The sequence below is a fragment of the Rhizobium sp. Pop5 genome (assembly GCF_024721175.1).
Taxonomy (GTDB): Bacteria; Pseudomonadota; Alphaproteobacteria; order Rhizobiales; family Rhizobiaceae; genus Rhizobium.
This window is the reverse complement of record NZ_CP099399.1, coordinates 3,916,254-3,937,569: the sequence shown is the minus strand read 5'-3', so window position 1 is coordinate 3,937,569 and position 21,316 is coordinate 3,916,254. Positions and strand designations below refer to the sequence as shown.

Here is a 21,316-nt window from a genome sequence, read left to right as displayed (position 1 = left end):
ATCCAGGTTTTCTGTCGTCACGTCAAGGTCGGGTCTGGCCGGCACCGCGCACCCGGTATTTAAAGGAGGTGAGCTGTTCGACGCCGACCGGGCCGCGGGCATGCATCTTGCCGGTGGCAATACCGATTTCCGCGCCCATGCCGAACTCGCCGCCATCGGCGAACTGCGTCGAGGCATTGTGCAGCAGGATCGCCGAATCGACTTCGGTGAAGAAGCGCTCGACGACGGCAGGGTCTTCGGCGATGACGGCCTCGGTGTGGTTCGAGGAATATTTCTGGATATGGGCGATCGCGCCCGATATGCCGTCGACGACTGCGACCGAAATGATCGCGTCGAGATATTCGGTCGACCAGTCATCTTCGGTGGCGGGCTTCATGCCAGGTGCGACTTTCAGCACGGTTGCCGAAGCGCGGATCTCGCAGCCGGCCTCTGTCAGAATCTCAAGCAGCGGCGTCAGATGCGTGCCGATCGCCGCACCGTCGACGAGCAGCGTTTCGGCCGCGCCGCAAATGCCGGTGCGGCGCATCTTGGCGTTGACGACGATCTTCTTCGCCATCTCGATATCAGCCGAGGCATCGACGTAGATGTGGCAGAGGCCTTCGAGATGGGCAAAGACCGGCACCCTGGCCTCGCTCTGCACGCGGGCAACCAGGCTCTTGCCGCCGCGCGGGACGATGACGTCGATCGCGCCGTCAAGGCCGCGCAGCATGGCGCCGACGGCGGCGCGGTCCGTCACCGGGACGAGTTGGATAGCATGCTCTGGAAGGCCGGCCGCCTTCAGACCTTCGACCATGCAGGCATGGATAGCCTTAGATGAGCGGCGCGAATCCGAGCCGCAGCGCAGGATGACCGCATTGCCGGCCTTGAGGCAGAGCGCGCCGGCATCGGCCGTGACGTTCGGCCGGCTTTCGAAGATCACGCCGATGACGCCGAGCGGCGTGCGGACGCGCTCGATCTTCAGGCCGTTCGGGCGGTCCCAGGCCGCGATGACTTCGCCCACCGGATCGGCCAGAGCCGCGATCGCGCGGATTCCCTCGGCCATTTCAGCGACGCGCTTGTCGTTCAGCGTCAGCCGGTCGACGAAGGAAGTAAGCATTTCGCTGCCTTCGACGTCCTTGAGGTCTTTGGCGTTCTCCGCAAGAATATTCGCCTTGTTCGCCAGGATCGCATCAGCCATGGCGTTCAGGGCCTTGTTCTTCGCCTCGGTGGACGCAAAGCTCAACGGTCGCGCGGCAGCCTTCGCCTTGCGGCCGATGTCGTTCATCAGCGCGTCAATGTCAGGGCTTAGCGCAACGGCATCAAGCATAGCTCGCGTCCTTCTTCTGCCTTTCCGATTTCGGTCTGATCTGCGCGGTCATCACCATGTCGTCGCGATGGACCATGGCGGCCCGCCCGGCATAACCGAGGATCGCCTCGATCTCCGCCGATTTGCGGCCGGCGATGCGGCGGGCGTCTTCGGCATCGTAGCTTGCCAGGCCACGGGCGATCTCGCGGCCTTCAGGGCCGATGATCGCCACCGTATCGCCGCGGCTGAAGAGGCCGGAAACATTGCGCACGCCAGCGGGAAGCAGGCTCTTGCCGGCGCCGAGTGCCGTGACGGCGCCGTCATCGACATGCAGTTCGCCGGCCGGCTGCAGCTGCCCGGCGATCCAGGTCTTGCGGGCGGTGACGGGCGTGCCCGAAGGGGCGAACCAGGAGGAGCGCGCGCCGTTTTCGATCGCCGACAACGGGCTTTCGGTCTTGCCCGAAGCGATGATCATCGCACAGCCCGATGTGGTGGCGATCTTGCCGGCATCGATCTTGGTACGCATACCGCCGCGCGAAAGCTCGGAAGCGGCGCCTCCGGCCATCGCCTCGATCTCGGGGGTGATTTCGGCAATCGTCTCCAGGAAGGCTGCGTTCGGATCGAGATGCGGCGGCGCGGTGTAAAGGCCGTCGATATCGGAGAGAAGGATGAGCAGGTCCGCGCCGGTCATCGTCGCCACGCGGGCGGCGAGGCGGTCGTTGTCGCCGTAGCGGATTTCACTGGTCGCGACTGTATCGTTCTCGTTGATGATCGGCACGGCGCCGATTTTCAGCAGCTGATTGATGGTGGCGCGCGCATTGAGATAGCGGCGGCGTTCCTCGGTGTCGCCGAGCGTCAGCAGGATCTGGCCCGCGACAATCTCGTCGCGCGACAGGCTCTCCGACCAGGCACGCGCCAGCGCGATCTGGCCGACGGCGGCTGCCGCCTGGCTTTCCTCCAGCTTCAGCGCGCCCGAGGGCAGGTCGAGCACCGAACGGCCAAGCGCAATCGCGCCCGAGGAGACGACGAGCACGTCGATGCCCTTGGCCTTCAGGCTTGCGATGTCGGCGCACATGGCGTCGAGCCAGGCCTTCTTCAGCCCGGCCTTGCGGTCGACCAGAAGCGCGGAGCCGATCTTGATGACGATGCGGCGGTAGCGGCCAAGCGGCTTACGGCTGGTCATCGGTCCCATCCTCGCCCTTGTTCTCATCGCTGACGATCATGTCGCGATGCCTGAGCTTCGGCACCTTGGCCGGCTTCTCCTCGGCATTCTCCTCGACGATGACGTCGCGCAGCGCGCGCAGGACTTCGGTCATGCCCCTGCCGGTGACGGCGGAGATCTGGAACGGCGTCTTGCCGCAGGCCTTCGCCAGTTCCTTCGTCTTTTTCTTCAGTTCGGCCTCGTCGAGAACGTCGATCTGCGACAGCGCCACGATCTCCGGCTTGTCGGTCAGCTCGTTGCCATAGGCTTCGAGCTCGTGCTTGACCGTCTTATAGGCCTTGCCGACTTTCTCTTCCTGGGCGGAAACGAGATGAAGCAGCACGCGGGTGCGCTCGACATGGCCGAGGAAGCGGTCGCCGATGCCCATACCCTCATGGGCGCCTTCGATCAGGCCCGGAATGTCGGCAAGGATGAATTCCCTCTCGTCGATGGTGGCGACGCCGAGATTGGGATGCAGCGTGGTGAAGGGATAGTTGGCGATCTTCGGTCGGGCGCGGGTGACGGATGCGAGGAAGGTCGACTTGCCGGCATTGGGCAGGCCGACGAGGCCGGCATCGGCAATCAGTTTCAGCCGCAGCCAGAGGGTTTTTTCCTCGCCGGGCAGGCCGGGATTGGCCCAATCCGGCGCCTGATTGGTTGAGGTCTTGAAATGGGCATTGCCGAAACCGCCATTGCCGCCATGGGCGAGGCAGTAACGCTGGCCCTCGACGGTGAGATCGCAGATCAGCGTTTCCCGATCCTCCTCGAAAATCTGGGTGCCCACGGGGACCTTGAGCGTCACATCGCTGCCGTTAGCGCCGGTGCGGTTCCGGCCCATTCCGTGGGTGCCGATCGTCGCCTTGAAATGCTGCTGATAGCGGAAATCGATCAGCGTGTTGAGGCCGTTGACGGTTTCGACCCAGACGTCGCCGCCGCGTCCGCCGTCCCCGCCGTCGGGGCCGCCGAACTCGATGAATTTCTCGCGCCGGAAGGAAACGCTGCCGCCGCCGCCGTCTCCGGACTTGATATAGACCTTTGCTTCGTCGAGAAATTTCATTTTACTTCCAGTATCCGGTGACAGTTGGACGGCCGTCTTGGCCCATTCGATATAGGCGGTTCCGACGGAGGTCAAAGATTATCGTGATTTTTGCGAGCTATAACATACAGTACGGCTTCGGTCTCGACGGCAGATACGATCTGGCGCGCATTGCCCGCAGCCTCGAAGGCGCCGACGTCATCGCGCTGCAGGAGGTGACTCGCGGCTTCTCCCGCAACGGTTTTGCCAATATGCCGGACGATGTCGCAGCCTTCTTTCCCGACTATTTCTGGGTGTATGGGCCGGCCTGCGACATGCACGTCGAGGCCGATGAAAGCGGTCTGAAGCCGGTGCGAGGTACCCGGTTCCAGTTCGGCAACATGGTGCTGTCGCGCTGGCCGATCCTTTCGACCCGGACTTTGCTTCTGCCGCGCAGCCGCACGATCGGCAAGATCAACCCGCAGCGCGGAGCAACGGAGGCGGTAATCGCCGCTCCCGGCGGGGCGATCCGCGTCTACTCGGTCCATCTCGACCATGTCTCGCCCGAAGAGCGCATCCGTCAGCTGCAATTCCTGAACGCGCATATCAACGTCTTTGTCCACGACGGCGGATCGCTGACAGGGGCGGCCGAATTCGAGCAGCCGGAGCCACCGCTGCCGGAGGATTACGTCATCATGGGCGATTTCAACATGGAGCCGGAATCGTCGGAATATTGCGCGCTTGCCGGAGCGGCCGGCGGATATTACGGCCGTGTGGCGAGGATCGGCACGCCGATCGACGCCTTTGCGGCGCTCGAGGCTTACGGGGCTGAGAGCTACAGCTGGATGGATCCCGAGGACCACGGCAAACGCATGCATATCGATTATTGCTTCGTCAGTTGCGGCCTGGAGAGCCGGTTGAAATCCGCGCGGATCGATACACAATCCGTCGGGTCCGATCATTTCCCGCTATGGGTCGAGATCGAGGATTGACGGAGACGCCGCCAGTCGGGCGGCATCTCCTTTTCGATTAGGCAACCTTACGCGGCTGCAGCGTGCCCGGCTGCAGCACGGTTTCAATGTGCGACACCATGGTGTTGCGGGCGAAACAATAGATTTCGCCGCAGCCCGTCATGCGAAAACCGAGCTTCTCCTGCAGCCGCAGCGAAGCCGGGTTGTCTGCGAAGACGCCGGAATGAACAGGCGTCTCCGGCATGCGGCGCGAGAAGCGCTCGATGATTGCTGCCACCGCCTCGCTCATATAACCGCGCCGCCAATAGTAGCGGTTCAGCCAGTAGCCGAGGTGCCAGCGGCCGTGACGCAGCTCGATCGAGACGTTCCCGATATGGACATCGTCCTTGCCGGTGATGGCGAGCGGCCAGTCAGGCAGGGTGCCAGACGTGATCGGGACAAGCCAGTCCAGCGCATCCTGCCTGTCGAAGGGCGCGGGTACGCGGGACAGCATGCGCGTCACCGCGAAATCGGAAAGCGATTCCGCGATGGCAGGCGCATCGCTCAACCTGTGGGGGCGGAGCGTCAGCCGGGCTGTCGAGATAACAGGCGCGGGGCCGGGCATCATCGGCTTGGTTTCCGGCCTTTGCAGTGCCATCGTGCTCATGAGATGCTCCCCCAGCTTCTAAGCGACATCCAGGTCTTGCGGTCGAGCCTGTACCATTCGACCGGCACATTGCTGCCGAGCGCCAGCGAGGCGGCGAGCCCCGATCCCTGGAACTGGAAGCCGCACTTCTGGATGACGCGCCGGGAGGCGACGTTCATGACCCGGCAGCGGGCGTCGATCTGGTCGATATGCTGCCGCGTCCTGAACACCATGTCGACGAGGGCATGGCAGGCCTCGGTGGTATAGCCCTGGTTCCAATAGGGTTCGCCGAGCCAGTAACCGATCTCGACGGTCTTGCCGTCGGCATGCGGTTCCACGCCGCAGCACCCCATGAAGGCGCCGTTTTCGGCTTTGGTGATGGCATAGACGCACTTACCAATCTCGCCATTTCGCGTACGCCAAACAAAGTCGGCGGCATCATTGGCGGTATAGGGGTGCGGCATACGCGATACCATGGTGGCGACTTTGGCGTTGTTGGCGAGATGGGCAAGGGCGTCGATGTCTTCCTCGTGGGGCGCGCGCATGACGAGCCTTTCCGATAACAAGACAGGGCAATCGGTCCTTAACCGCTCCGGCCTCAGCCGTTCCTTGGGAGACCGCTGGTCTTCCCTGGGCGACCGTGATTGGTCGACCCTTATCAATTCGCCTTGCATGTTCAGTCCTCCTGTTTGGACAAAGAAAAAGGGGAGATGGCGCCCCATCTCCCCTGTTTTCTGAACTGAACCTGGTACGGCCAGCCGGGTCGATGAGACGCCGGCTGTTTTTGAGCGCTACCGGCTTATTCCGCTGCTTCCGCTTTCGGCATGACAGACACGTAGACGCGACCGTTGGCCTTCGTTCGGTAGTCCACATTGCCGGCGGTAAGTGCAAAGATCGTGTGATCCTTGCCGAGGCCGACGTTGGAACCGGGATGCCACTCAGTACCGCGCTGACGCACGATGATGTTGCCTGCGATGACGGCTTCGCCGCCGAATTTCTTCACGCCAAGGCGCTTGGATTGAGAATCGCGACCGTTGCGCGAGGAACCGCCAGCTTTTTTGTGTGCCATTGGAGTTCTCCTTTAAACCTTGTCCCGTTGATCTTACTTGGCAGCCACGATGTCCGTGATACGGACAACCGTGTGATGCTGGCGATGGCCGCGCGAACGCTTCGAATTCTGACGACGGCGCTTCTTGAAGGCGATGACCTTCTTGCCGCGGGTCTGATCGACGACTTCCGCCTTGACGGAGGCGCCGGCTACGAAGGGCGCACCGATCGCTGCGTCGGCACCTTCGCCGATCACGAGGACTTCGGTGAATTCAATGGAGTCGCCAGCGGATGCTTCCAGCTTCTCGATGGTCAGCACGTCGTTGGCTGCCACACGGTACTGTTTACCGCCGGTCTTGATGACTGCGAACATTTTTTATCCTTTCATGTTCGTTCCAGCGCTCCCCGCTAATCCAGCAGGTGGCTGTCTTTTTATCAGTCGAAGTTAAGCAGGGATTTCAGAGGGCTACCCTCGAACTCGTCCTGCCGGTGAAGCCCCGCGCGAGCGCGAGACGAGCTAGGCACGGATTTCTCCAAACCTATTGCGCAGCCGAGATACGCGAGCGACAAAAAAGTGTCAAGGCAAAAGGATGGAATGCTTCGACTTTTCGGCTTGCCAACCTGTCATATGCCCGTTATGAGAACGCCCGCGCCGAACAAGCGCCGACCTGACCGCGGAGAGGTGGCAGAGTGGTCGAATGCACCGCACTCGAAATGCGGCATACCTGCAAGGGTATCGTGGGTTCAAATCCCACCCTCTCCGCCATTTTTTGAGTGTCCAGCCCGGAGACATAGGTAACAGATCGTACCTAAGACATGGGTGACAACCTCGTGCCGAACGGGTTGTCGATGGTTTGTAAGGTCCTCTGCTCCAGGTCGATATATCCGAGATCATAGTGCATGAAGCTGACGAGCCAAATACCGTCGTCGACTTCCTTGATGCCGAGTTTCTGTCCGGCCAGCACGGTGGAGATATTGATCTTCTTGCGGTGCATGCAGATGCGGCCGCAATTGGTCACCAGTGCGTCACGGTCGTGGAACGGATAATCGATCTCCGGTAGCCCGTTATATCGGCGCGCCGATGGCGTGTAGAGATCGACCGGCACCTTCATCGCCAGGGCTTCATGCGGCCGTTCGGTATTGAATTCGCTGACGAATGCATCGAAGCGGGCCTGCTGCTGTAGGATATTTTTGCCGGGTGGACGCGTCGCCTCTTTCTTCAGCGTCAGGTGCATGCGCTCATGCCGGCCATTCTCTTGCGGATGGCCCGGCCTGATGCGCTCGAGGCCGATGCCGAGCCGCAGCCACCAGACCGACAGCTTCGACAGATTGTAGAGGCCGTTGGGACTGGCGAATGGCAGGCCGTTGTCGCTGCGGATGGCATCCGGCAGACCGCGTTCGGCAAACAATCGGCGGAACGCCTCGAACACACCCACCTCCTTTGTCGATTCGAAGGCCTCGCAGGCGAGCAGGAAGCGTGACATCTGGTCGGTGACCGTCAGCGGGTAACAGTATCGGCCGTCACCGAGCTTGAACTCGCCCTTGAAGTCGGCACACCACAGATCGTTCGGCAGCAATGCTTGCGATAGGGCCGTTCCCTCAGCCCGAAAGCGGTGTCGCCTGCGGGCATGAGCGACCAGCCCGTGCCGGTCGAGCACCGCGTGCACCGTGCTCTTGGCGGGAATGCGCACATCGCCGGCCAGGCGCTTGACCAGCAGTTCTCTGATCTTCCTGGCACCCCAATGCGGCTTGTTCTTCTTGCACGAGATGATCATCGCCTCGACCGGCTCAGGCAGTTGATTGGCGTAACGCACCGGCCGGCGAGACCGATCCGTCAGCGCCTCCAGGCCATCATCCTTGTAGCGGTTGAAGATCTTGTAACCGGTCTTGCGCGAGATGCCGAACTCCCGGCACACATCGCTCATGCCTTCGCCCTCAAGCAGCCGGGCGACAAAACGTAGACGTTCCTCCATCACCGAAGTCTCTTTCCACGGCATCAACACCTCCCGCCAAAACCGAAAAGTGTTACCCATGTCTCCGGTACAAAACGTCACCTATGTCTCAGGTCGGGCAGAGCGCTCAAGCCATTGCATTTGTTAGGCTGTTTTTGGATCTCGGCAAATTGTGCTCCCAGATCTGATTCGGCAGACGAAATTGAAGTGCGCTCGGTATGCTTTGAGAATCGGTGCGACGCCAGACCTTAGCTGCCGAGATCAAGAGCATGACGCTACGAGCGCCTGAGTCAGTCGCGCGCCACCTTCTTCGCTTCCGGCAGCAACACCCGTCAATCAACCACCGCCAGTCAGTAATCAATCTGGGCGAATTGCTTTTTAAGCCGTTGCTGATGAATTGCGGTCATGACAAAGCCGCCCCGCAAGCCTTCCAAGCCGCCGCTTGGTGATCCCGACGCGCGGTTCCGCAGCCGACCGCCCCGGCGGCGAGATCCCGCTCAGCCTGATGTTCCTCTCGATCCGATGCCGGCGCGTATCGCGCCGCGTCCAGCGTCAGGCAGGACACGGTTTCAGATGACGAACGGCCCGGAATTGAATCGGGCCGAGGGTCAGCAATACCTGCAGCAGACGACTGACCGGGACATGGCGGCCCGCAAGTATCTGACCCTCGATATGGCGATCTTGCTGGGGATCCTGTTTATTGCGATCGTCTTCAGATTCCACAAGATCACCTTACCGCTGGTCGACGGCTTCAGCTGGCGCGAGGTCAGCACCGCCATGATGGCCGACAATTTCCAGCAGCGCAGCTGGAACATCTTCTTTCCGGAGGTCAGCTGGACCGGGCCGGGGCCAAGTTATCAGGGCCGTGAGTTCCAGATCGTCAGCTATGTCACAGCCCTGCTCTACCAGCTCTTCGGCTGGCACGACTGGTTCGGCCGCGTGGTTGCGGCCTTCTTCGGTCTGGTGACGGTGTTTTCGCTGCATAGGCTGACCGCGCTGTGCTGGGGCGAGACGCACGCGCACGCGGCGGCACTTACCTATGCGCTGATGCCGGCGGCGATTATGATCGACAGCTCGTTTCTTCCCGATCCCGCGATGCTGGCCTTGGTGACGCTAGGCGTCTGGCTGTTCGTCAAATACTGGGTTGGCGGCAGCGGCTGGCTCTTGCCGTTCGCCACGGTCTGCTTCTCGCTCGGCGTGCTGTCAAAGCCGCCAGGACTCGCCTCCGGCGCAGTCATTTTCTATCTGATGGTCTGCTGGATTCTGGAGGGGAAGCGAAAGCAGGCGACCTCAGTCTTCCTGTCGGGGCTCCTGAGCCTCGCCATCATCGGCGCTTATTTCAGCTGGGCGATCTATCTCGGTCGCAGCTATCCGCCGTTTCATGTCGCCGGCAGCGGCGGCTATATCTGGGATGACGGCTTTCGGGCATATTTCAGAGACAGGTTCTACTTCCAATCCGCGTGGAACACGTCGGTCTTGTGGTTCTATGGCTATCCGTTCATGGTGCTGTTCGCGGTCGGCTTGTGGGTACCGCCCAGACCCGCCGAAGACCCTCAGCAACGTATCCTTTCGCGCATTCCTTATATGTGGGTGGCAGGGGCGATGATCGTCTATCTGGCGGGGGCGGGTGAGATCACCGGAAATGTGTGGAACTTCCACATCTTCCACGTGCCGATCGCGATATTTTCAGGCCGCGGCGCGCTTCTGCTGGCAACGCTTGCATCCAGAACCTGTCTAACGCCCGCGGTCGTGTTTCGCGCGATCTGCATCCTAGCCGTGACGCTTTCCTGGTCGACCCTTCCCCTCGTTCACACGATGAAGAAACCAATCGCTATGAAGGGCAAGCTGCTTGGCGAGGAACTGGCGCGATTGGCGCAGCCGGGCGACCTCGTCGTCGCCATCGCGCCCGAGGTCGGCGATCCTGTCGCGGTCTACTATAGCAGGGCGCGCGGCTGGGTGTTCCCGCCTGGCGGAGGCGATGCCGAATGGTCGAAATTCGTCGCGGATGACGCTACCGCGATCGCGCAGCTCGAGGAACTGCGCGCGCAGGGCGCGGATCTGTTCGGCGCGACCAAGAACGCCACCGACAAGCAGAACCTGTTGTTCGTCGACCATCATGCCGGGGTCATCGACTATCTCAACAAGACCGCAACCAAGCTTGTGGATACGGACGATTTGCTGGTCTATCGGATCACCCGTCCCTGAGAGCGGCGGCAGTCGGGACGCCCGCGTATCCAGCGTCAGTTGCCCAGCAGCTTCTCGACCCAGACCGCAACCTCGTCACCGCTGCTTAGATCTGCCCGTACCAGACCATCGATCATGAAGGTCGGCGACACGTGGATGCCGTTTTGCCGGGCATATTTGCAATGCCATTTGATTTCCCGGTCGAGGTCCGGGATTGCGAAGGCTTCCTTCAGCTTCACGCCACTGTAATCTTCCAGCCGCTCGATGATCTGGTTCGGCGTCACATCCATGTTCGGGCCGCCCGCATGATGCTCGAACTCGAATTCCTCTCGATGCGCGGCAACCGACGCCATGACCTTTCTTGCCGTCTCCCTGCCGCCCTCCAGCGTCGAGGCTGCGACGATACAGCGGACGATCACGCCGGAATACATATGCCAGGGCTGCGACTGCAGGCGAATCTTGACGGTGACCTTGTCCCGACCGGCTTGATCGAGGAGGGCGTCGAGCTTGTTGAATGCTTTAGCGGAGTAAGGGTCGGTCGGTTCGAGGAAGGCCTCGAAGATGCGCGGGCCATTGCCCCAAATCAGCGGGTCTGCGTGCCAGGAGGTATCTGCCATGTTGCTTCTCTCCTTGATCGTCATCAGCTGCTGAATCTGAGGTTAGTCAAGTTGATTGCGACGGGTCAACATTCTCTCCCCTGCACGTCCCGGTCTGTTTTCCGATCAGCGATCGGGATGGCTCAGTAATGATTGATCTGAGCCAGGTAATCCTGCTTCTTCCGCAGGGCGTTGCGTCGTAAAACCTCCCTTTGATCAGAGATTTAACTGCTCCTAAGTATTCGCGTCGTTTCGCATTATCTAAAAAATAACGCTGCCTCGTAACGACTCCTAAAGCGAGGTTTGGCACCTTGTTGCCGATCGATATTTGCTTCCAAATTTTTCGGCTGGGGTTTGTTATGAGTTACAATAGGGACGCCTGGGTCAGCCAGCGCGCTTATTCGCTGTGGGAATCGGAAGGCCGGCCGGACGGGCGCGGCGAAAGCCATTGGATGCAGGCGCTCAAGGAATTCGAGCAATTGGAGCTTACGAAGGCCTCGCCCGATGGAAACGATCTCATCGAGAAGCTGAAGGCCGCGGGGAGGCTGATGCGAGTCTATGACGAGCCGGTCCTCGAAGTCGAGAACGAGCGGCAGCGGAAAGCGGCTCTCTAGAGATAATTTCATCAGAGGTGCTGAGCGGTTTCGTGCCGGAACGGCGCGAGGAAATCGCGGATCGTTCCCGGAACGAGAATAGTCAGCGGCAATCCAGGCGGACGATCGGTCTTGCCGGCAGGCGTCTCGCCACTTCAACGAAACCCGCATCGAGGAACATCGAAAGCGTTCCGGGATAGAGTTCCGCTCCGTTCGAAGCGCGGGCTGCCTGATCGATCGGGTAGGCCTCAAGACATTCGGCGCCGTTCGCCCTTGCAAATTCGACGGCATGTTTCAGCAGCAATCGTGAGAAGCCCTGCCGCCGGAATGGCTTGCGGACGATGAAGCAATTGATCGACCAGACCGGCCTGTCATCGACCGGAGCGAAGGGTTTCGAGCGGCGCAACCGGTCGAAGACGGTGCGCGGCGCGACACCGCACCATCCGGCCGGCTCGTTCTCATGACAGCCGAGAATGCCGGGCGGGCGCGGCTCAGCGATGAGTTTTCGAAACCAGTGGCGGTTTCCCTCTCCCCATCCCGCCTTGTAGTCGGCGTTTGGAAGGTACCAGTAGGCGCAGCGGCAATTCCGGCCGCCGGAGCAATCGTCGAAGACTGTTTCGATATCGTCCAGACGGTCGGCGGTTGCTGGGAAGAAAGAAAAACGATCCTGCATGCCGGGGAAAATATGGCGCGGGCCGGCGATCGGCAAGCGACTGCTTCTCCACCCGCCAACTCTATTGGCGGGCGGCCCAGCCGAGGCCGCGACGCAGGATCAGCGGCATATAAGGGTGGTCGAATTCGGCGGCGACATGGCCGAGGGCGGAATAGAAGATGCGGCCGGCGCCGAAATGACGCTTGAAGGCGACGGGCATCACGACATTGCGCGCCGCTGGATCGTAGGCGCCGGTAAAGGTCGTCGTCGCGAGGATTTCGACACTCGGATCGTAGTGGAGGTAATATTGTTCCGAGTGATAGTCGAAATCGGGAATGCCCTCCATGACAGGATCGTCCTGGCGGGTGACGCCGACGCGGAAATCGATGATGTTGCCGGGATGGGCGACCCAGGTGACGCCGGAGACATAACGGAACGCGGCGCTTTCCTTGAAGGAGGTGGCGAGTGCGCCGTGATGGCCGCCGAGCCCCAGCCCGCCGCGCACCGCCTCGACCAGGGCGGCGGCATGGGGTTTTTCAAGCGTTTCGCCCGTTATGACAGGCACGAGAAGATCGGCCTTCGCGAGCCGAGATGAGGCGAATATGTCGAGATCACCGGTCACCTCGACGGCAAATCCGTCCTCGCGCAGGAGATCGGCGACGATGCCGGCGCATTGTTCGGGCTCGTGACCCTGCCAGCCGCCCCAGACGATGATCGCCTTTTTCATCTCCTATCCTCCGCTGAAATCGCTCTTCGCCGACTAGATCAGACGATCATGCAAATCACGCGAATAATATGCATGAACTGAAAGCACCTCCGGCAATCGACGTATTGTCCGGTCACGCCGATTGTAATTCTTTCTTTTTATTGACGTGTATCTCGTCTAGGTTCCGCCTATCTCTCATTGAAAAACAAGGGTGGTGCATGGCAGGTGAAACGGTTCTTGTGGTCGGCGGCGCCGGCTATATCGGCTCGCATACGTGCCTCGACCTGGCGAACAAGGGCTATAAGCCTGTCGTTTTCGACAATTTTTCGAACGGCCATCGCGAATTCGTCAAGTGGGGACCGGCCGAAGAGGGCGATATCCGCGACCGCGCCCGGCTGGATGAGGTGCTCGCCAAGCACAAGCCGGCAGCGATCCTGCATTTCGCGGCGCTGATCGAGGTCGGCGAATCGGTCAAGGATCCGGTCTCCTTCTACGAGAACAATGTGATCGGTACCCTGACGCTGCTTTCGGCGGCGCAGGCGGCTGATATCAACGCCTTCGTCTTCTCCTCGACCTGTGCGACCTACGGTCTGCCGCAGAGCGTACCGCTCGACGAGACGCACCGGCAGGTGCCGATCAATCCCTACGGGCGGACGAAATATATCGTCGAGCAGGCGCTTGCCGATTACGACCAATATAGAAGTCTGCGGTCGGTGGTGCTGCGTTATTTCAATGCGGCCGGTGCCGATTTCGAGGGCCGGATCGGCGAATGGCACCAGCCGGAGACGCATGCGATACCCCTGGCGATCGATGCCGCGCTCGGCCGCCGTCAGGGTTTCAAGGTGTTCGGCAGCGATTACGAGACGCGCGACGGCACCTGCGTGCGCGACTATATTCATGTGCTGGATCTTGCCGATGCGCATGTGCGCGCGGTCGAATATCTGCTGAAGGGCGGAGAATCCGTCGCGCTCAACCTCGGCACGGGCACGGGCACGACCGTCAAGGAATTGCTCGGCGCGATCGAGGACGTATCGAACCGGCCTTTCCCGGTCGAATATATCGGCCGGCGTGAAGGCGATTCGCACACGCTGGTCGCCAATAACGACAAGGCGCGCGACGTGCTCGGCTGGGTACCGCAATATGATCTGTCGGAGATCATCCGCTCCGCTTGGAACTGGCATGCAAAATCCAACCAGCATTGAGAAGAGCCGCCGGCCGAATATTCTGCTGATCACGGCGGACCAGTGGCGCGGCGATTGCCTGTCGGCCGTCGGTCACCCTTGCGTGAAAACGCCTGCTGTCGATGCACTGGCGCGGGAAGGCACGCTCTTCCGGCGCCATTATGCCGGGGCAGCACCCTGCTCGCCAGCGCGGGCGACGCTTTATACCGGCCTCTATCAGATGAACCATCGCGTCTGCCGCAACGGTTCGCCGCTCGACGCGCGTTTCGACAATCTGGCGCTCGCGGCGCGGCGGGCGGGATACGATTCGACACTGTTCGGCTATACCGATACGGCGCCCGATCCGCGCGGCATGGATGCCAAGGATCCGCATCTGACGACCTATGAAGGCGTGCTGCCGGGTTTTACGGCCCGCCAGCTTCTGCCGGAGCATGAGAGACAGTGGCTCTCCTGGCTAAGGTCCCGCGGCCACGCGAATGCCGTTAGCCGCGACATACACATTCCCGTCGGTGTGGCGCCGGGAGAAATTTCCGATGCGGCGCCGGCCTATTCGCGCGACGAGACGCAGACGGCCTTCCTGGCCGGCGAGTTCATCCGCTGGCTGGGCGAGCAGGACAGGCCGTGGTTCGCCCATGTCTCTTTTCTGCGTCCGCATCCGCCGTTTTCCGTGCCGGAGCCGTTCAACCGGATGTTCGAGGCCGGTGACGGACCGGCTTTTGCGCGTGCGGCAAGCGGTCAAACGGAAGAGAACAGTCACCCTTATCTTGCCTATGCCATGCCGCGCTCCGACAGGGGCAACTTCGTCTATGGTGCGACGGGGCCGTTCAGCGGTTGGAGCGCGGAGGATTTCGCGGCAATCCGGGCGATCTATTACGGCATGATATCGGAGGTCGATGCGCAGCTCGGCCGCATCTGGCAGGCCCTGAAAGACGCGGGCGCCTGGGAAAATACGCTTGTTATCTTCACCTCCGACCATGCCGAGATGATGGGCGACCACTGGACGCTCGGCAAGGGCGGCTTCTTCGACGGCAGTTACCATATTCCGCTTGTCATTCGCGATCCCGCAAGCGGTGCTCAGGGTGGGGTCGTCGACGATTTCACCAGCGCTGCGGACATTTTTCCCACCCTGTGCCAAAGGCTCGGCATCGAAGCGAAGAACGGGCTCGACGGCCGGTCGCTGATGCCGTTCGTCAAGGCCGGGCGGGCAGAGGGCTGGCGGGATGCGGCCTTCTGGGAATTCGATTTCCGCGATATCGCGGGCGGTGAGGCGGAGCGGCATTTCGGGCTGAGGTCCAATGAATGCAATCTCGCGGTGATCCGCGACGCGCAGTTCAAATATGTGCATTTTACCGCGCTGCCGCCGCTGCTCTTCAATCTCCGCGACGATCCGATGGAGCTCGACAATGTCGCCGCGGATCCGAACTTTGCGGCGATACGGCTCGATTATGCCGAAAAGCTGCTTTCGCTGAGAGCCCGGCATCTGGACCAGACGCTCGCCTATACCGAGCTGACGGAAAAAGGGCCGGCGACGCGCCGGCCCTAGCCTGTTTTAGCCGAGATAATCGCGCTTGCCGATCGGCACACCCTGGTTGCGCAGGATGGCATGGGCCGTTGCGACATGGAAATAAAAGTTCGGCAGGGCGAAGGTGGCGACATATTCGTCGCCCGGCAGCACAATGCCGCTCTTGCCCGGCATGGTGATCTGGCGGCTTTCCGTGCCTTCCAGCGCCTCAGCGGAGAAGCCGGCGAGATAGGCTTCGGTCTTTGCCAGGCGCTCGCGCAGTTCATCGAAAGTCTTCTCGTTGTCCTCGAATTTTGGGGCTTCGGTCGCGGTCAGGCGGGCGAGCGCAAATTTGGAGCTGTCGCTGGCGCGCTGATACTGGCCGGAAAGCGACAGCATATCAGGCGCAAGGCGGGAGGAGAGCAATATGACGGGATCGAAGTTCTTTTCCCTAGCATAGGCTTCGGCCTTGTCGAGATAGGTTTTCAGGCTGGCAAAGCCGCGCTGGAACATTGGAACGGTAAGGCGATACATCGAAATGGACATCTGTCCTGTCTCCAAAATCTTCAAATGATCCGGCCGCGGTGAGAGGGCGAAGGCGACCGCGGCCATGAGCCTGCCTTCGGCCCTCCCATAGATGGAACCTCCCTTCGCCTTTCACAATGCGGAAGATCCGCGCGCTGGCCGCAAAGCAGCATTTGCGCTCGCATCTTCCTCGCGACGCCGCCGCTAAAGAGGCTTGACGCCGTTCCTAGAAAATGGAATGAATATTCCGCGGATCAAATTTTACGGTTTGTTTGTTCCGTTTTGCGGAGTGCCGCGGGAGAGGTGGCGCATGCAGGGTTGCGGCTTCAGGGCAAATTGCCTGGAGCTCCGGCGTGAGGAGGGTGCAGCCGGGCACCGCTTTGTGGAGGAAGTGAAATGAAAAAGTTTATCCTGGGCACTGCGATGGCGCTCGTCATGTCGGCAGCGGCTCATGCAGAAACGGTTGGCGTCTCGATGGCGAAGTTCGACGACAACTTCCTGACCGTTCTTCGCAACGGCATGACCGATTATGCAAAGACGCTGAATGGCGTCACGCTGCAGGTCGAAGACGCGCAGAACGACGTTTCCAAGCAGCAGAGCCAGATCCAGAATTTCATCGCCTCCAAGGTCGATGCGATCATCGTCAATCCTGTCGATACCGATGCGACCACGGCGATGTCGAAGCTCGCCGCTGACGCCGGGATCCCGCTGGTTTACGTCAACCGCCAGCCGGTCAACGTCGACACGCTGCCGGAAAAGCAGGCCTTCGTTGCTTCCAACGAGCAGGAATCCGGCACGCTGGAAACCAAGGAAATCTGCCGTATTCTCGGCGGCAAGGGCAAGGCCGTCGTCATCATGGGCGAGCTTTCCAACCAGGCCGCGCGCATGCGCACCCAGGACGTTCATGACGTCATCAAGACGGATGAATGCAAGGGCCTGCAGATCGTCGAAGAGCAGACCGCCAACTGGGATCGTACCCAGGGCGCCGACCTGATGACCAACTGGCTCTCCAGCGGCATCGAATTCGACGCCGTGATCTCCAACAATGACGAAATGGCGATCGGTGCCATCCAGGCACTGAAGGCTGCCGGCAAGGACATGACCAAGGTCGTCATTGGCGGCGTCGACGCAACGCAGGACGCGCTTGCCGCCATGCAGGCGGGTGACCTCGACGTCACCGTCTTCCAGGACGCCGCCGGCCAGGGCAAGGGCGCGCTCGACACGGCGCTGAAGATCGCCAAGGGCGAAAAGACCGAGAAGAAGGTCTATATTCCCTTCCAGCTCGTCACGCCTACCAACGTCAAGGACTTCGTCACGAAGAACTGAGGCGAAGCGCCAGGGATGCGGGCTTTGCCCGCATCCTTTTCGCCTGTCCGTATCCGGAGGAGATGATATGGCCGTCAGCCCGACAACCATGGCCGCCGTGCGCGCGAGCGGGGCAGTTCCGAATGCGGAATATCTGTTGAGCGCCGAAGGCGTTCGCAAGGAATTTCCAGGCGTCGTCGCGCTTGACGACGTGCAGTTCCGGCTGAAGCGCGCCTCCGTGCATGCGCTGATGGGCGAAAACGGCGCCGGCAAATCGACGCTGATGAAGATCCTCGCCGGCATCTACACACCCGACAAGGGCGATATCCGCCTGAAGGGTGTCGAGGTCCGGCTGAAATCTCCGCTCGATGCGCTGGAGAACGGCATTGCCATGATCCATCAGGAGCTGAACCTGATGCCGTTCATGACGGTCGCGGAAAATATATGGATTCGCCGCGAACCCAAGAACCGCTTCGGTTTCGTCGATCACGGCGTGATGCATCGCATGACCGAGGAACTGTTTGCCCGGCTCAATATCGCGATCGATCCCGATATCGAGGTTCGCCACCTCTCGGTCGCCAACCGGCAGATGGTCGAAATTGCCAAGGCGGTTTCCTACAATTCCGACGTCCTCATCATGGACGAGCCGACATCGGCGCTGACGGAGCGCGAGGTCGAACATCTTTTCCGCATCATCCGCGATCTCAGATCCCAGGGCATCGGCATCGTTTACATCACTCACAAGATGAACGAGCTCTTCGAGATCGCCGACGAGTTCTCCGTCTTCCGCGATGGCCGCTATATCGGCACGCATGCTTCGACCGAGGTCACCCGCGACGACATCATCCGCATGATGGTCGGGCGCGAGATCACCCAGATGTTTCCGAAAGAAGAGGTGCCGATCGGCGAGGTTGTCCTTTCGGTCAAGGATCTCTGCCTCAAAGGAGTCTTCCGCGACGTTTCCTTCGATGTGAGGGCCGGCGAGATTCTCGGCGTGGCCGGCCTCGTCGGCTCCGGGCGTTCGAATGTCGCCGAAACGCTTTTCGGGGTGACGCCGGCAAGCTCCGGCGCGGTCGAACTCTTTGGCAAGCCGGTGACGATCACCTCGCCGACCGAGGCCATCCGCCATCAGATGGCCTTCTTGACCGAGGACCGGAAAGACACAGGCTGCCTTCTGATCCTCGATATTCTCGAAAACATGCAGATCGCCGTGCTGCAGGACAGATATGTCAAGGGCGGCTTCGTTCAGCAGGGCGCGATCGAGGCGACCTGCGAAGACATGGCGAAGAGGCTACGCGTGAAAACGCCGAACCTTTACGAGCGCGTGGAAAATCTTTCGGGCGGCAATCAGCAGAAGGTCTTGATCGGGCGCTGGCTGCTCACCCATCCGAAGATCCTGATCCTCGACGAGCCGACACGCGGCATCGATGTCGGCGCGAAAGCGGAAATTCACCGGCTGGTCACCGAAATGGCGCGAAACGGCGTGGCGATCATCATGATCTCGTCCGAAATGCCAGAGGTGCTCGGCATGAGCGACCGCATCATGGTCATGCATGAGGGGCGTGTGACCGGTTTCCTCAATCGCGACGAAGCAACGCAGATCAAGGTGATGGAGCTGGCTGCGCAGTGATGCGCCGCCTGCGATCACCCAAGGGAGGTTTGACATGAGTACCAAGGCAGCAGAGGGCACGGCTCCGCTCGCAACCCGGCCGAGACGGCGGCGCATGCCGCCGGAGCTCAGCATCTTCCTCGTGCTGGTCGGGATCGCGCTCATCTATGAGGTGCTCGGCTGGCTGTTCATCGGCCAGAGCTTCCTTCTGAATTCGCAGCGCCTGACGATCATGATCCTGCAGGTCTCCGTCATCGGCATCATCGCCGTCGGCGTGACACAGGTCATCATAACAGGCGGCATCGATCTTTCGTCCGGCTCGGTCGTCGGCATGACGGCGATGATTGCGACGAGCTTTGCCCAGTCCTCTACCTGGGGCCGTGCCGTTTTTCCCTCGCTGACCGATCTGCCGGCCCTTGTGCCGATCATGATCGGCCTGCTGATCGGGTCGGTCGCCGGCCTCATAAACGGCTCGCTCATCGCCTATACGAAGATCCCGCCGTTCATCGCGACGCTCGGCATGTTCGTCTCCGCGAGAGGCATTGCAAAGTGGTATACAAAGGGTCAGCCGGTTTCGGGCATCACCGAACAGTTCCATTTCATCGGAACTAAGGCATGGCCTGTTGTGGTCTTCCTGGTTGTCGCGCTGATTTTCCATATCGCGCTGCGCTACACACGCTATGGCAAGTTCACCTATGCGATCGGCGCGAACCCTCAAGCCGCGCGCGTGTCCGGCATCAATATCGAGGCGCATCTCGTCAAGGTCTATGTAATAGCCGGATTGCTGGCCGGTCTTGCCGGCATCGTCACGGCGGCGCGCGCGGAAACCGCGCAAGCCAGCATGGGCGTCGGATATGAACTCGATGCGATCGCGGCGACGGTCATCGGCGGCACGTCGCTTACCGGCGGCGTCGGGCGCATCACCGGCACGGTCATCGGCACCATCATCCTCGGTGTCATGACGTCGGGCTTCACCTTCCTCAGAATCGACGCCTACTACCAGGAAATCGTGAAGGGCGTCATCATCGTCGCGGCCGTGGTCATCGACGTCTACAGGCAGAAGAAGCGCCGCAAGCACTGATCTCAGGCAGTGCGAGCCGATCATTTCGCGGGGGCTTCGGCCCCCGTTTCGATTTGCAGCGAAGCTCTTGAAGTCGACGATAAATTTTTAAAAAAGGTATGGCGAATCCCGTCAGCTTTTCTATTCTGCCACGTCATACGCCCGCCTCGGGCAGCGCAGGAAGACAGATGCAATTCGTATTCGACGGTCACAACGACGTTCTCCTTCGACTCTGGACACATGCAAGGGACGGCAGCGATCCGATCGCTGAATTCAAAGACGGCACGACGGTCGGCCATATCGATGCGCACCGGGCGAGGGAAGGCGGTCTCTCGGGCGGCCTCTGCGCCATCTACATTCCTTCCGGCGATCTCGTTTTCGCCGACCCGGATGCGGAAGGCCGCTACGTGACGCCGATGGCAGCACCACTCGATCCGCTGCCTTCACTTGCCGTCGCCAATGAAATGGCGGCGATCGCGCTGCGGCTCGACCAGGCGGGCGCCTGGCGGCTCTGCCGGACGGTCAAGGATATCCGCAGCGCCATGGCGGACGACATTTTCGCCGCCGTCATGCATATGGAAGGTTGCGAGGCGATCGGCGCCGACCTTTCGGCGCTCGAGGTGTTCTACGCGGCGGGGCTTCGCTCGCTCGGGCCGGTCTGGAGCCGGCACAATGTCTTCGGCTACGGCGTGCCCTTCGCCTTCCCGATGTCGCCGGATACCGCACCCGGTCTTACCGATGCCGGTTTCGCGCTGGTGAGGGAGTGCAATCGCCTCGGCATCCTGATCGATCTTGCCCATATCACCGAGAAGGGGTTCTGGGATGTGGCGAAGACGACGGACCAGCCGCTGGTCGCAAGCCACTCCAACGCCCATGCGCTGACCCCGGTCGCGCGCAACCTGACGGACAAGCAGCTCGATGCGATCCGCGAAAGCCGCGGGCTCGTCGGCATCAATTATGCAACCGCCATGCTGCGCGCCGACGGCCGCTCGGACAGCGACACGCCGCTTGCAGACATGATCCGCCATATCGACTATCTCGTGAACCGCATCGGAATCGACTGCGTCGCCCTCGGTTCGGACTTCGACGGCGCCACAATTCCTGAGGAAATCGGTGATGCGGCCGGCAATCAGAGGCTGATTGCCGCTCTCAGGGAGGCTGGTTATGGTGAAGCCGACCTCACGAAACTTGCCCGTGAAAATTGGCTTCGTATTCTGGCACAAGCCTGGCGGGAGGGGCGAGCCTAAAGCGCCGCGTCTCCCACTGGACACCCGAAGAATGCACAATAGTTATAAGGGCATGACCCGA

Annotated in this window: 21 protein-coding genes and 1 tRNA gene; 10 read left to right on the top strand and 12 right to left on the bottom strand. The window is 61.0% G+C overall.

From position 1 onward, the window contains the following. Positions 1 to 22: 22 nt before the first annotated feature. The 3 genes from NE852_RS21480 to obgE are packed head-to-tail and all read right to left on the bottom strand — an operon-like array spanning position 23 to position 3,543. Positions 23 to 1,306: a glutamate-5-semialdehyde dehydrogenase gene (locus NE852_RS21480; protein ID WP_008528600.1), complete on the bottom strand. Its 1,284-nt coding sequence runs from the start codon at positions 1,304 to 1,306 to the stop codon at positions 23 to 25. Beyond that, a complete protein-coding gene (gene proB, locus NE852_RS21475; RefSeq protein ID WP_008528599.1) occupies positions 1,299 to 2,468 on the bottom strand; it encodes a glutamate 5-kinase in 1,170 nt (389 codons plus the stop codon). Before proB ends, NE852_RS21480 begins: the two co-directional genes overlap by 8 nt. Next, the gene (obgE, locus tag NE852_RS21470) at positions 2,455 to 3,543 is read right to left on the bottom strand and encodes a GTPase ObgE (RefSeq protein ID WP_037171964.1); all 1,089 of its coding nucleotides are present in this window, start codon (positions 3,541 to 3,543) and stop codon (positions 2,455 to 2,457) included. Before obgE ends, proB begins: the two co-directional genes overlap by 14 nt. 83 nt (positions 3,544 to 3,626) lie before the next feature. Here obgE and NE852_RS21465 point away from each other — a divergent pair, with 83 nt between their 5' ends. After that, positions 3,627 to 4,493, top strand: a complete 867-nt coding sequence (locus NE852_RS21465; protein ID WP_008528597.1) for an endonuclease/exonuclease/phosphatase family protein — start codon at positions 3,627 to 3,629, stop codon at positions 4,491 to 4,493. A gap of 37 nt (positions 4,494 to 4,530) precedes the next feature. Here the strand turns inward: NE852_RS21465 and NE852_RS21460 are convergent, their stop codons facing one another. From NE852_RS21460 to rplU, 4 genes are all read right to left on the bottom strand, one after another. Then, a complete protein-coding gene (locus tag NE852_RS21460) occupies positions 4,531 to 5,118 on the bottom strand; it encodes a GNAT family N-acetyltransferase (RefSeq protein WP_008528595.1) in 588 nt (195 codons plus the stop codon). Continuing rightward, complete coding sequence (locus NE852_RS21455; RefSeq protein ID WP_258156068.1) at positions 5,115 to 5,771, bottom strand: GNAT family N-acetyltransferase; 657 nt, start codon at positions 5,769 to 5,771, stop codon at positions 5,115 to 5,117. The genes NE852_RS21460 and NE852_RS21455 overlap by 4 nt, the downstream gene beginning before the upstream one ends. A gap of 125 nt (positions 5,772 to 5,896) precedes the next feature. Continuing rightward, positions 5,897 to 6,166 (bottom strand): 50S ribosomal protein L27, encoded by a 270-nt coding sequence (rpmA, locus tag NE852_RS21450; protein WP_008528580.1) that lies wholly within the window; start codon positions 6,164 to 6,166, stop codon positions 5,897 to 5,899. A 33-nt stretch (positions 6,167 to 6,199) separates the two neighbouring features. Continuing rightward, positions 6,200 to 6,517 (bottom strand): 50S ribosomal protein L21, encoded by a 318-nt coding sequence (gene rplU, locus NE852_RS21445; protein ID WP_007824851.1) that lies wholly within the window; start codon positions 6,515 to 6,517, stop codon positions 6,200 to 6,202. A gap of 303 nt (positions 6,518 to 6,820) precedes the next feature. Between rplU and NE852_RS21440 the strand changes: the two genes are divergently transcribed. After that, positions 6,821 to 6,910 (top strand) — tRNA-Ser (locus NE852_RS21440). 43 nt (positions 6,911 to 6,953) lie between these two features. Here the strand turns inward: NE852_RS21440 and NE852_RS21435 are convergent. Next, positions 6,954 to 8,141, bottom strand: coding sequence for a helix-turn-helix domain-containing protein (locus NE852_RS21435; protein WP_037175932.1), 1,188 nt, complete (start codon positions 8,139 to 8,141; stop codon positions 6,954 to 6,956). Positions 8,142 to 8,669: 528 nt separating this feature from the next. On the opposite strand from NE852_RS21435, the gene NE852_RS21430 reads away from it, so the two are divergent. Next, positions 8,670 to 10,301, top strand: coding sequence for a glycosyltransferase family 39 protein (locus NE852_RS21430; protein ID WP_008528577.1), 1,632 nt, complete (start codon positions 8,670 to 8,672; stop codon positions 10,299 to 10,301). 35 nt (positions 10,302 to 10,336) lie between these two features. Here NE852_RS21430 and NE852_RS21425 read toward each other — a convergent pair whose 3' ends face one another. Further along, a complete protein-coding gene (locus tag NE852_RS21425) occupies positions 10,337 to 10,897 on the bottom strand; it encodes a thioredoxin (RefSeq protein WP_037171951.1) in 561 nt (186 codons plus the stop codon). Positions 10,898 to 11,235: 338 nt separating this feature from the next. Here NE852_RS21425 and NE852_RS21420 point away from each other — a divergent pair, with 338 nt between their 5' ends. Then, positions 11,236 to 11,490 (top strand): DUF2934 domain-containing protein, encoded by a 255-nt coding sequence (locus NE852_RS21420; protein WP_008528575.1) that lies wholly within the window; start codon positions 11,236 to 11,238, stop codon positions 11,488 to 11,490. An 82-nt stretch (positions 11,491 to 11,572) separates the two neighbouring features. Here NE852_RS21420 and NE852_RS21415 read toward each other — a convergent pair whose 3' ends face one another. Next, complete coding sequence (locus tag NE852_RS21415; protein WP_037171947.1) at positions 11,573 to 12,142, bottom strand: GNAT family N-acetyltransferase; 570 nt, start codon at positions 12,140 to 12,142, stop codon at positions 11,573 to 11,575. A gap of 61 nt (positions 12,143 to 12,203) precedes the next feature. Then, positions 12,204 to 12,848, bottom strand: coding sequence for a ThuA domain-containing protein (locus NE852_RS21410; RefSeq protein ID WP_008528573.1), 645 nt, complete (start codon positions 12,846 to 12,848; stop codon positions 12,204 to 12,206). A gap of 197 nt (positions 12,849 to 13,045) precedes the next feature. Between NE852_RS21410 and galE the strand changes: the two genes are divergently transcribed. Together galE and NE852_RS21400 are read left to right on the top strand one after the other, a co-directional pair. Further along, positions 13,046 to 14,029: a UDP-glucose 4-epimerase GalE gene (gene galE, locus NE852_RS21405; protein ID WP_258156067.1), complete on the top strand. Its 984-nt coding sequence runs from the start codon at positions 13,046 to 13,048 to the stop codon at positions 14,027 to 14,029. After that, positions 14,007 to 15,551: an alkaline phosphatase family protein gene (locus NE852_RS21400; protein WP_008528567.1), complete on the top strand. Its 1,545-nt coding sequence runs from the start codon at positions 14,007 to 14,009 to the stop codon at positions 15,549 to 15,551. The genes galE and NE852_RS21400 overlap by 23 nt, the downstream gene beginning before the upstream one ends. Before the next feature lie 6 nt (positions 15,552 to 15,557). Here NE852_RS21400 and NE852_RS21395 read toward each other — a convergent pair whose 3' ends face one another. Then, positions 15,558 to 16,055, bottom strand: a complete 498-nt coding sequence (locus NE852_RS21395) for a DUF1993 family protein (RefSeq protein WP_008528566.1) — start codon at positions 16,053 to 16,055, stop codon at positions 15,558 to 15,560. A gap of 375 nt (positions 16,056 to 16,430) precedes the next feature. Between NE852_RS21395 and NE852_RS21390 the strand changes: the two genes are divergently transcribed. From NE852_RS21390 to NE852_RS21375, 4 genes are all read left to right on the top strand, one after another. Next, positions 16,431 to 17,360, top strand: coding sequence for a sugar ABC transporter substrate-binding protein (locus NE852_RS21390; RefSeq protein ID WP_008528565.1), 930 nt, complete (start codon positions 16,431 to 16,433; stop codon positions 17,358 to 17,360). 67 nt (positions 17,361 to 17,427) lie between these two features. After that, positions 17,428 to 18,969 carry a sugar ABC transporter ATP-binding protein gene (locus NE852_RS21385; protein ID WP_008528564.1) on the top strand — a complete coding sequence of 514 codons (1,542 nt, stop codon included), beginning with the start codon at positions 17,428 to 17,430 and terminating at the stop codon, positions 18,967 to 18,969. A gap of 34 nt (positions 18,970 to 19,003) precedes the next feature. Continuing rightward, positions 19,004 to 20,029 carry an ABC transporter permease gene (locus NE852_RS21380; protein WP_008528563.1) on the top strand — a complete coding sequence of 342 codons (1,026 nt, stop codon included), beginning with the start codon at positions 19,004 to 19,006 and terminating at the stop codon, positions 20,027 to 20,029. Positions 20,030 to 20,196: 167 nt separating this feature from the next. Next, positions 20,197 to 21,255 carry a dipeptidase gene (locus tag NE852_RS21375; protein ID WP_008528562.1) on the top strand — a complete coding sequence of 353 codons (1,059 nt, stop codon included), beginning with the start codon at positions 20,197 to 20,199 and terminating at the stop codon, positions 21,253 to 21,255. The last annotated feature ends 61 nt before the right edge of the window (positions 21,256 to 21,316 follow it).

Coding starts and splice junctions, on each gene's coding strand:
- NE852_RS21480 (WP_008528600.1), bottom strand. CDS start 1,306: ATGCTTGATGCCGTTGCGCTAAGCCCTGACATTGACGCGCTGATGAAC.
- proB (WP_008528599.1), bottom strand. CDS start 2,468: ATGACCAGCCGTAAGCCGCTTGGCCGCTACCGCCGCATCGTCATCAAG.
- obgE (WP_037171964.1), bottom strand. CDS start 3,543: ATGAAATTTCTCGACGAAGCAAAGGTCTATATCAAGTCCGGAGACGGC.
- NE852_RS21460 (WP_008528595.1), bottom strand. CDS start 5,118: ATGAGCACGATGGCACTGCAAAGGCCGGAAACCAAGCCGATGATGCCC.
- NE852_RS21455 (WP_258156068.1), bottom strand. CDS start 5,771: ATGCAAGGCGAATTGATAAGGGTCGACCAATCACGGTCGCCCAGGGAA.
- rpmA (WP_008528580.1), bottom strand. CDS start 6,166: ATGGCACACAAAAAAGCTGGCGGTTCCTCGCGCAACGGTCGCGATTCT.
- rplU (WP_007824851.1), bottom strand. CDS start 6,517: ATGTTCGCAGTCATCAAGACCGGCGGTAAACAGTACCGTGTGGCAGCC.
- NE852_RS21435 (WP_037175932.1), bottom strand. CDS start 8,141: ATGCCGTGGAAAGAGACTTCGGTGATGGAGGAACGTCTACGTTTTGTC.
- NE852_RS21430 (WP_008528577.1), top strand. CDS start 8,670: ATGACGAACGGCCCGGAATTGAATCGGGCCGAGGGTCAGCAATACCTG.
- NE852_RS21425 (WP_037171951.1), bottom strand. CDS start 10,897: ATGGCAGATACCTCCTGGCACGCAGACCCGCTGATTTGGGGCAATGGC.
- NE852_RS21420 (WP_008528575.1), top strand. CDS start 11,236: ATGAGTTACAATAGGGACGCCTGGGTCAGCCAGCGCGCTTATTCGCTG.
- NE852_RS21415 (WP_037171947.1), bottom strand. CDS start 12,142: ATGCAGGATCGTTTTTCTTTCTTCCCAGCAACCGCCGACCGTCTGGAC.
- NE852_RS21410 (WP_008528573.1), bottom strand. CDS start 12,848: ATGAAAAAGGCGATCATCGTCTGGGGCGGCTGGCAGGGTCACGAGCCC.
- galE (WP_258156067.1), top strand. CDS start 13,046: ATGGCAGGTGAAACGGTTCTTGTGGTCGGCGGCGCCGGCTATATCGGC.
- NE852_RS21400 (WP_008528567.1), top strand. CDS start 14,007: ATGCAAAATCCAACCAGCATTGAGAAGAGCCGCCGGCCGAATATTCTG.
- NE852_RS21395 (WP_008528566.1), bottom strand. CDS start 16,055: ATGTCCATTTCGATGTATCGCCTTACCGTTCCAATGTTCCAGCGCGGC.
- NE852_RS21390 (WP_008528565.1), top strand. CDS start 16,431: ATGAAAAAGTTTATCCTGGGCACTGCGATGGCGCTCGTCATGTCGGCA.
- NE852_RS21385 (WP_008528564.1), top strand. CDS start 17,428: ATGGCCGTCAGCCCGACAACCATGGCCGCCGTGCGCGCGAGCGGGGCA.
- NE852_RS21380 (WP_008528563.1), top strand. CDS start 19,004: ATGAGTACCAAGGCAGCAGAGGGCACGGCTCCGCTCGCAACCCGGCCG.
- NE852_RS21375 (WP_008528562.1), top strand. CDS start 20,197: ATGCAATTCGTATTCGACGGTCACAACGACGTTCTCCTTCGACTCTGG.